The sequence below is a fragment of the Streptomyces sp. NPDC025793 genome, from assembly GCF_055558375.1.
Window position 1 is genome coordinate 1 of record NZ_JBVHMR010000129.1, and the last position, 2,809, is coordinate 2,809.

General features: G+C 72.5%; 1 protein-coding gene. It reads right to left on the reverse strand.

The window, feature by feature from the left end; translation table 11 throughout:
* On the reverse strand, positions 1-2,809 hold a 2,809-nt coding region (locus ACZ4MF_RS48800), incomplete at both ends, for a type I polyketide synthase (RefSeq protein ID WP_467500887.1).

The window sequence follows — 2,809 nt, forward strand, 5'->3', positions numbered from 1 at the left end:
CCTCGACCACCAGCGACCACAGATCCTCCGGAGAAGCCACCCCGCCCGGATAACGGCAGGCCATCCCGACGATCACCACAGGATCATCGGGGTCGCTCGCCGACGAGCTGGTGGTGCCCGCCGTCTCACCGCTCGGGGTGAGCTCGCCGGACAAGTGGTCGGCGAGGGCCCGTGGGGTGGGGTAGTCGAACACGGCCGTGGTCCCCAGGCGCGATCCCGTGATCGCGTTGAGCCGGTTGCGCAGTTCGACGGCGGTGAGCGAGTCGAGTCCGAATTCCTTGAAGGTGCGGTCGGCACCGATCGAGTCCCGCCCGTCGTAACCCAATACTCGCTCCGCCTCCGTGCGCACCAGCTCCAGCAGTCGACCGGGCTGGGATGTCACGTCCTCGCCGGCACGGCGCACTCCGTCCGTACGGCCCGGTACGGCCGCTGGGCGGGCCGGGCGCGGCGCGCTCGTGATCAGTTCGCGGAGCAGCGGGTGCACGTTCCCGCCGTCCGTGGCGGAGGCGGTGTCCAGCCGCAGTGGCACGAGCAGCGGCTCGCTCCGCCGAAGAGCGGCGTCGAAGAGTGCGAGCCCCTCGGTTTCGGACAACGTCGCTATTCCGGAGCGAGCCATCCGGTTGAGGTCGCCGGCGCTGAGCGCCGCCGCCATACCGCCCCGCTGGTCCCACAGTCCCCACGCCAGCGATGTCGCCGGGAGCCCGAGCTGGGCGCGGTGGTGGGCGAGCGCGTCGAGGTAGGTGTTGGCGGCGGCGTAGTTGGCCTGGCCCGCTGCGCCGATCAGGCCCGAGACGGAGGAGTACAGCACGAACGCCGACAGCGGCATTCCGGCGGTGAGCTCGTGCAGGTTCTTCGCCGCCGTCGCCTTCGGGCCCATGACCGCGTCGAGGCGCTGCGGACTCAGCTCGGTGAACACGCCGTCGTCGAGCACGCCGGCCGTGTGGACCACCGCGGTGAGGGGTCGATCGGCAGGCAGCCCGCGCAGCACCGTGGCGAGCTCGGCGCGGTCGGCGACGTCACAGGCTTCGGCTCGCACGTGCAGACCCAGCGCGGTCAGCTCGGCCACCAGGGCGCGTGCCTCGGGTGTGACGGGGCCGCTTCTGCTGATCAGCAGCATGCTCGTCACTGCGTGCTCGGTGGCCAGGTGCCGCGCGAGCAGCCGGCCGAGCTGGCCGAACGCCCCGGTCAGCAGCACGGTTCCGTGCCCGGGTATCGGCTTCTCGGCGGCGGAGGGCGTGCCGGGATCCGCGGGCAGGCGGGTGAGGCGCGGGACACGAACGCCCTCGGCGGACAGGGCCAACTGCGGCTCCCCCGTGGCTACCGCAGCGGCGAGCTGTCGGGCGCCCTCGCTGCCCGGCGCCACGTCGACGAGCACCATGCGGCCGGGGTGTTCGGACTGCGCGGCGCGCAGCAGACCCCAGACCGGCGCGTTGTCGAGATCGATGCGGCCGTTGCCGCCCGTGCCGACGGCACCAGTGGTGACGACGACCAGTGGCGTGTCGGCCATCGTCTCGTCGGCCAGCCAGTCCTGTACCAGTCGCAGGATGCGGTGCGCGCCGTCGGCGTCCGCGGCGTCGGTCGGGGGAACGACGGTGATCACGGTGGACGGCGTCGGGGCCCCCGCCGCCATCGCGGCCCGCAGCGCGGAGAGATCCGAGTACCGGTCGGGTGGTGAGCTGTCACCGGCCAACTCGGCGCCGAGGTCGTGCGGATCCTCCCCCACCATCGCCCAGTGACCGGTGCCGGGGTGGGCGCCGGCCTTCTTCGCCACCCACGACAACCGGAACAGCGCCGGCTCGTCCTGATCCGTCGACGGGGTGCGTGGAGCGTCGGGCGCAGACCGCAGCACCAGCGAGCCGACCGACGCGACCGGGTTGCCTTCGGGGTCGGTGAGCATCATGGCCACCGAGTCGGCGCCGGTCCTCGTGATGCGGGCCTGCAAGGCCGACGGGGCCGCGGTGTGCACGGTGACATCACTCCACGCGAACGGCAGCAGTGTCTCGCCCGCGGTCCCGAACAGGCCTACCAACGCTGCCTGGACGGCGGCGTCCAGGAGGGCGGGATGCAGGTCGAACACCGGGCCGCTGTGTTCCGCCGTCTCGTCCAGGACGATGTCGGCGAACACCTCGCCGTCGCCGCGTCGGACGGCTTGCAGTCCTCGGAACGCCGGCCCGTAGTCGTACCCGCGGCGGGTGAGTTCCGCGTATGCGGTGGCGATGGCGATCGGCTGTGCGTCGGGAGCGGTCTCGCCGTTCCAGGTTCCGGACACCGATCCGACCGGCGAGAGCCCGGCGGGTGGGCCGAGGGTGCCTTCGGCGTGCCGGGTCCAGGTGTCGTTCCCGGCGGTGTCTGCCCTTCGGGACAGCACGCGCAGCGCACGGCGGCCTGTGCCGTCCGGCGCATCGATCACCACCTGGAGGTGGGTGTCGCCGTGCTCCGGCACGACCAGGGGTGCGCGCACGACGAGCTCTTCCACCGGGCCGGCGCCGGTTCGCTGCGCGGCGTGCAGGGCCAGGGCCAGAAATCCGGTTCCGGGAAGGACCGGAGTGCCCAGCACCACGTGGTCGGCCAGCCACGGTTGCCGGTTCGAGGACAGTCGGCCGGTCAGTACGAGCGCGCCGGCCTCGCCCAGCGGCATCACGGCGCGCAGGAAGGGGTGATCGACCGGTTCCAGGCCGACGGCGGCGAGGTCGATGTCCGGCAGTGCGGAGGGTTCCAGCCAGTAGTGCCGGCGTTGGAAGGCGTAGGTGGGCAGGTCGGTGTGGTGGGCGCCGGTCCCGGCGAACACCTCCGGCCAGTTCACCGCCAC